Source organism: Mycobacterium sp. (genome assembly GCF_035499775.1).
In the GTDB taxonomy this organism is placed as follows: Bacteria; Actinomycetota; Actinomycetes; order Mycobacteriales; family Mycobacteriaceae; genus Mycobacterium.
Genome location: NZ_DATJYB010000572.1, coordinates 1 through 7,006 on the forward strand (window position 1 = coordinate 1; position 7,006 = coordinate 7,006).

Here is a 7,006-nt window from a genome sequence, read left to right on the forward strand (position 1 = left end):
ATCACCGACCTGGAGCGCGCCTATGGCGAGTTCACCCAGGGTGTGAGCTTCGTGCAGCTGGCTGAGCAGGATGCTGCTCCCGGGTTGGCTACGTTGCAGATCGCCGAAAATGAATTCGTTGCGGGTGTAACCGACGTGCAGACGGGCGTGGACGCCGCTGTCGCAGTTTTGCGCGCTTAAAACCTGATCCGTTCTTTGAAAACACCGGGTGTCAATCCGGCGTTAATTTAGGCTCGGGTACGCGACGGTCATCGGCGACCGCCGCAGAGTCGAGGGGAGACTGACATGTCGTTATTAGTCGCGGATCCGGAACTTATCGAGACTGCCGCTCAAAATCTGGCGGGTATTCGCGCAACCCTGGGCGAGGCAACGTCGTCGGCGGCGGCGCCCACCACCGGGGTAGCGGCTGCGGCCGCTGACGAAGTGTCCGCCGCGATCGCGGCCGTATTCGGCAAACATGGCCAGGAATTTCAAGCTCTCAGCGCGCAGGCCTCGGCGTTTCATGGCGAGTTCGTCAACCTGTTGAACGGTGGCGCGGGTGCCTACCTCAGCACCGAGATCGCCAACGCCGAACAGAACCTGGTGGGCGCGCTGGGCGCGCCCGTCGCGGCGATACAGTCCGCCGTTGGGTCCTTCGCGGGTGGCACGACGCTCGGGTCACTTGGCTCAGCCGCGTCGTTGCTGAGCGGCCCTTCCTCCGGTGCGCTCGCCTCCATCACCGGGCCGTACCAGACGCTGTTCGCCAACACCAGCGCCAACCTGCAGGCCCTGGTCGGTGCCTGGGCGGCCAACCCGGTGCCGTTCTGGCACCAGGTCGCCCTGAACCAACTCGGGTACGCGAGCCGGATCTTCGGCGAGATCCAGACCTTCTTCCAGAACTTCCCCGCCTCGGTGCCGGCGCTCTTCCAGCAGGCCATCGCGAGTCTTCAGTACCTCAACCCGCTGCCCTACCTGCAGTGGCTCGTCAACTCCGGGCAGCTGACATTCACTGCGCTGCAGAACATCGTCGGCGGCATCCAAGCCGGGCTTCCTGCCCTGTTTACGGGCTTCACAGACGCGCTGAGGTCGCTGCTGATGGGCGACTTTTCGGGCGCGGTGAACGATATCGCGCAGGGCTTCGTGAACTTCCTCAATCTCGGCGTCCACGCGGACGTCACCGACAACATCGAGATAATTTTCAACCGCTTCGGGATCCCGACGGGGGTAGAGGGGGACCTACTCGCGACCATCACCCCGACGGGGCTCGTTGGCGATGTTTTCTCCGCCTTCGCCGTGCCCGGTCAGATATCGCAGAATTTCACCAACCTCTTGCCCCCAGGGTCCATCCCGCAGGCTATTTCGCAGAACTTCACCAACGTGGTCAACACAGTCACGGACACGAGCATTGGAGCCGACGCGTCGCTTGTAGCTCGGCTGCTGCCGCTGCCTATCGCTGTCACAAGCCTCGAGGCGGACCTTAATCTGGGCTTACCGCTGGCCCTCGCTATCGATGCCCTAGGCGCCCCGGTTGTCACCGTGCAGGCCTTGCAGAGCAGCATCTCGGCCTTCAGCAGCGCGCTGCAGGGTGGAGACTTCTTGGGCGCCATTGGCGCTCTCGTCGACGCACCCGCCGTAGTCACGGACGGCTTCCTCAACGGCCAAGCGGTATTGCCGCTCAGTCTCACCGTCCCCACCGACGTCGGTGACGTCGCTCTGGACGTTGACCTGCCATTGGACGGAATCCTCGTTCCGCTGGGGCCGATTAACGGAAGCGTCACCCTGCCGCTCGGTTTAGGGACAACTGATGTGGTAATCGGCGGTACCCCACTGGGCGGCCTCATCCCGGGTCTGACGGTCTGGGCTCCCGCGCAACTCGCGGACGCGATCTCTTAGACTGCGTTGGAGGTATTAATTTGCAAACTCCTGCATAACCATGCAGAATCGGCGGGATGGCCGACACGATACAGGTGGCGGTAGCCGGTGCCAGCGGCTACGCCGGTGGGGAGATTCTGCGGCTGCTGCTCGGACATCCGGCGTACGCCGACGGCCGGCTGACGATCGGTGCGCTGACCGCCGCGACCAGCGCCGGCACCCCGCTCAGTGAACATCATCCGCACCTGACTCCGCTGGCGCAGCGAGTGGTCGAACCCACCGGGTTGGCGGTGCTCGAGGGCCACGACGTCGTTTTCCTGGGCCTGCCGCACGGGCATTCGGCCGCGCTGGCCGAACAACTGAGCGCCGACACGTTGATCGTCGACTGCGGTGCGGACTTTCGGCTCACCGACGCCGCGGCGTGGGAGCGGTTCTACGGATCCCCGCACGCCGGCAGCTGGCCCTACGGGTTGCCGGAGTTACCCGGGGCCCGCGACCGGTTGCGCGAAGCGCGGCGCATCGCCGTTCCGGGCTGCTATCCCACCGCGGCACTCCTGGCGCTGTTGCCCGCGGTGGCCGAGGACCTCGTCGAACCCGCGGTCACGGTGGTCGCGGTCAGCGGCACGTCCGGCGCGGGCCGCGCCGCCAAGACCGACCTGCTCGGCTCGGAGGTGATCGGATCGGCGCGGGCCTACAACATCGCCGGTGTGCATCGGCACACCCCGGAAATCGCCCAGGGGCTACGCGCCGTCACCGACCGCGACGTCACCGTGTCGTTCACCCCGGTGCTCATCCCTACTTCCCGGGGCATCCTGGCCACCTGTACCGCGCGTACTTCGGCGCCGCTGTCGCAGCTGCGCGCGGCCTACGAAAAGGCTTATGACGGCGAGCCGTTCGTTTATCTGATGCCTGAGGCGCAACTACCCCGCACCGGTGCGGTGATCGGCAGTAACGCCGCGCACATCGCCGTCGCGGTCGACGAAGCCGCCAACACGTTCGTGGCGATCGCGGCGATCGACAACCTGGTCAAGGGCACGGCCGGCGCGGCGGTGCAATCGATGAACCTGGCGCTGGGCTGGCCGGAGACCGAAGGCCTTTCCGTGGTCGGGGTGGCGCCATGACCGAAATAAGCAGCGCGACAAGGTTGGTGCGTACTCAGGGCGTCACCGCGCCGGAGGGTTTTCGGGCCGCCGGTATCGCCGCCGGGATCAAGGCGTCGGGGGCACGCGACCTGGCGCTGGTCTTCAACGAAGGTCCCGACTATGCGGCCGCCGGAGTGTTCACGCGTAACAAGGTCAAGGCCGCACCGGTGCTGTGGACCCAGCAAGTGCTGACCACCGGCCGGCTGCGCGCGGTGATCCTGAATTCCGGTGGCGCCAACGCCTGTACCGGGCCGGGCGGCTTCCAGGACACCCACGCCACCGCGGAGGAGGTCGCCGCCGCATTGTCGGACTGGGGTACCGACACCGGTGCCATCGAGGTCGCCGTCTGCTCGACCGGACTGATCGGCGACCGGTTGCCGATGGACAAGGTGCTCGCCGGCGTCCGCGAGATCGTGCACGAGATGGCCGGCGGGCTCAACGGCGGCGACGACGCCGCCCACGCCATCATGACCACCGACACCGTGCCCAAACAGGTTGCGCTGCACCATCAGAACAACTGGACCGTCGGCGGAATGGCCAAGGGGGCGGGCATGCTGGCGCCGTCGTTGGCCACCATGCTGTGCGTGCTCACGACCGACGTAGTCGCCGATCCCGCCGCTCTCGACCAAGCCCTGCGTCGCGCCACCGCCCGCACCTTCGACCGGCTCGACATCGACGGGGCGAGTTCTACCAACGACACGGTGCTGCTGCTGGCGTCGGGAGCCAGCGAAATCGCGCCGCCCCAAGCCGATCTCGACGAAGCGGTGCTGCGGGTCTGCGACGATCTCTGCGCGCAGCTGCAAGCCGACGCAGAAGGTGTCACCAAGCGCCTGACCGTGACGGTCACCGGGGCGGCCAGCGAGGATGACGCGCTGATCGCCGCGCGGGTGGTCGCACGCGACAGCCTGGTCAAGACCGCGGTTTTCGGGTCCGACCCCAACTGGGGCCGGGTGCTCGCCGCGGTCGGGATGGCGCCGGTCACCCTCGAACCCGATCGAATCACCGTTTCGTTCAACGGCTCTGCGGTCTGCATCGACGGCGTCGGCGCTCCGGGTGCGCGGGAGGTGGACCTGTCGGGGACAGACATCGACATCGTCGTCGACCTGCGTGTCGGCGCCGGCGAGGCCGCCATCCGGACCACCGATCTGTCCCACGGCTACGTCGAAGAGAACTCGGCGTACAGCTCATGAGCGTCGAGGCATTGCCGACACAAGTCAAGGCACAGGTGCTCGCCGAAGCCCTGCCCTGGCTCAAACAGCTGCACGGCCAGATCGTCGTCGTCAAATACGGCGGCAACGCCATGACCGACGACACTCTGCGCCACGCCTTCGCCGCCGACATGGCATTCCTGCGCAACTGCGGCATCCATCCCGTCGTCGTGCACGGCGGCGGGCCGCAGATCACCGCCATGCTGCGGCGCCTCGGCCTTGAGGGTGACTTCAAGGGTGGCTTTCGGGTCACCACACCCGAAGTGCTCGACGTCGCCCGGATGGTGTTGTTCGGCCAGGTGGGCCGTGAGCTGGTCAACCTGATCAACGCGCACGGTCCCTACGCCGTCGGCATCACCGGGGAGGACGCGCAACTGTTCACCGCCGTGCGGCGCAGTGTGACCGTCGACGGTGTGGTCACCGACATCGGGCTGGTTGGCGACGTGGATCGGGTGAACACCGCGGCGGTATTGGATCTCATTGCAGCACATCGGATTCCAGTGGTGTCGACGCTGGCCCCGGATGTCGACGGTGTGGTACACAACATCAACGCCGACACCGCCGCGGCGGCGCTGGCCGAAGCTCTGGGAGCCGAAAAGCTATTGATGCTGACCGATATCGAAGGCCTCTACACCGACTGGCCCAACCGCGATTCGCTGGTCAGCGAAATCGACACGGCCACACTGGAACAACTACTGCCGAGGCTGGAGACGGGCATGATCCCCAAGGTCGAAGCCTGCCTTCGGGCCGTGACCGGCGGCGTGCCCAGCGCACACATCATCGACGGGCGAGTCGAACACTGCGTACTGGTCGAACTCTTCACCGACGCCGGAACCGGCACCAAGGTGGTAAACGCATGACCCACACCGAGACCGTGCAACAGCGGTGGCAGGCCGTGATGATGAACAACTACGGCACCCCGTCGGTGGCGCTGGCCAGCGGGGACGGCGCCGTGGTCACCGACGTCGACGGCAAGACCTACGTCGACCTGCTCGGCGGCATCGCGGTCAACGTCCTGGGTCATCGCCACCCCGCGGTCATCGAGGCCGTCACGCAGCAGATGTCGACGCTGGGTCACACCTCGAATCTGTATGCCACCGAACCCGGTATCGCGCTGGCCGAGGAGTTGGTCGCCCAGCTGGGGGCCGACACCCAGGCGCGGGTGTTCTTCTGCAACTCCGGCACCGAGGCCAACGAGGTGGCGTTCAAGCTGTCCCGGCTCACCGGTCGGACGAAAGTTGTTGCTGCACAAGAAGCCTTCCACGGCCGCACGATGGGCTCGCTGGCGCTGACCGGTCAGCCGAGCAAGCAGGCGCCGTTCGAGCCACTGCCCGGTTACGTCACGCACGTCCCGTACGGCGACGCCGACGCGCTGGCAGCCGCGGTCGGCGACGACACCGCCGCGGTATTCCTGGAACCGATCATGGGGGAGAGCGGCGTCGTCGTCCCGCCCGAAGGCTATCTTGTTGCGGCCCGCGAGATCACTGCACGCCACGGCGCCCTGCTGATCCTCGACGAGGTGCAAACCGGAATGGGCCGCACCGGAGCGTTTTTCGCCCACCAGCACGACGGCATCACGCCGGACGTGGTGACGTTGGCCAAGGGACTCGGCGGCGGGCTGCCCATCGGGGCGTGCCTGGCCGTCGGGCCGGCCGCCGAGTTGTTGACGCCGGGCATGCACGGCAGCACCTTCGGCGGCAACCCGGTCTGCACGGCAGCGGCCCTGGCGGTGCTCGAGGTGCTGGCGGCCGAGGACCTGGTCCGGCGCGCCGAGGTGCTGGGTAAATCCCTGAAACACGGCATCGAATCGCTGGGCCACCCGCTGGTCGACCACGTTCGCGGCCGCGGCCTATTGCAGGGCATCGTGCTGACCGCACCGCACGCCAAAGACGCCGAAACGGCTGCCCGCAGCGCCGGGTTCCTGGTCAACGCGGCCGCCCCGGACGTGATCCGGTTGGCGCCGCCGCTGATCGTCACCGAGGCCCAGATCGACGCGTTCGTCGGCGCGCTGCCGGGCATCCTCGACAAGGCCGCAGATGCCTAGACATTTTCTGCGCGACGACGACCTGTCGCCAACCGAACAGGCCGAAATCCTGGATCTTGCAGCCGAACTCAAGAAGGACCCGTTCAGCCGTCGCCCCCTCGAGGGCCCGCGCGGCGTCGCGGTCATCTTCGACAAGAACTCCACCCGCACCCGGTTCTCCTTCGAGGTCGGCATCGCGCAACTCGGCGGCCATGCCGTCGTCGTCGACGGCCGCAGCACCCAGCTGGGCCGGGACGAAACCCTGCAGGACACCGCACAAGTGTTGTCCCGCTACGTCGATGCCATCGTGTGGCGGACGTTCGGCCAGGACCGGTTGACCGCGATGGCGTCCACCGCCTCGGTGCCCGTCGTCAATGCGCTCTCCGACGAGTTCCATCCCTGCCAGGTGCTGGCCGACCTGCAGACCGTCGCCGAACGCAAGGGGGCGCTCCACGGCCTGAAGATGTCCTACTTCGGCGACGGCGCCAACAACATGGCGCACTCGCTGATGCTCGGCGGGGCGACCGCCGGCGTCCACGTCACCGTCGCGGCTCCCGACGGCTTCGTGCCCGATCCGTCGGTGCTGGCCGCGGCCGAGCGGCGGGCGGAGCAAACCGGTGCGTCGGTCACGGTGACCGCCGACGCCGACGCGGCCGCCGCGGGTGCCGACGTCCTGGTGACCGACACCTGGACGTCGATGGGGCAGGAGAACGACGGACTGGACCGGGTCGCGCCGTTCCGGCCGTTCCAGGTCAATGCCCGGCTGCTCGGGCTGGCGGACC

General features: G+C 67.2%; 5 protein-coding genes and 2 pseudogenes. All 7 read left to right on the forward strand.

From position 1 onward, the window contains the following. A pseudogene (locus VML93_RS34635) lies at positions 1-180 on the forward strand (PE family protein); the annotation flags it as partial. A gap of 105 nt (positions 181-285) precedes the next feature. After that, complete coding sequence (locus VML93_RS34640; protein WP_325617759.1) at positions 286-1,872, forward strand: PE family protein; 1,587 nt, start codon at positions 286-288, stop codon at positions 1,870-1,872. Positions 1,873-1,912: 40 nt separating this feature from the next. Next, a pseudogene (gene argC / locus VML93_RS34645) lies at positions 1,913-2,972 on the forward strand (N-acetyl-gamma-glutamyl-phosphate reductase). Next, positions 2,969-4,183: a bifunctional glutamate N-acetyltransferase/amino-acid acetyltransferase ArgJ gene (gene argJ / locus VML93_RS34650; RefSeq protein ID WP_325617763.1), complete on the forward strand. Its 1,215-nt coding sequence runs from the start codon at positions 2,969-2,971 to the stop codon at positions 4,181-4,183. The pseudogene argC and the gene argJ overlap by 4 nt, the downstream one beginning before the upstream one ends. Next, positions 4,180-5,061, forward strand: a complete 882-nt coding sequence (gene argB, locus VML93_RS34655; protein WP_325617765.1) for an acetylglutamate kinase — start codon at positions 4,180-4,182, stop codon at positions 5,059-5,061. The genes argJ and argB overlap by 4 nt, the downstream gene beginning before the upstream one ends. Beyond that, entirely contained in the window at positions 5,058-6,245 is a 1,188-nt protein-coding gene (locus VML93_RS34660; RefSeq protein ID WP_325617767.1) for an acetylornithine transaminase, read from the forward strand. The genes argB and VML93_RS34660 overlap by 4 nt, the downstream gene beginning before the upstream one ends. Next, a partial coding sequence (gene argF / locus VML93_RS34665; protein ID WP_325617769.1) for an ornithine carbamoyltransferase occupies positions 6,238-7,006 on the forward strand: 769 nt, incomplete at its 3' end. The genes VML93_RS34660 and argF, both read left to right, overlap by 8 nt.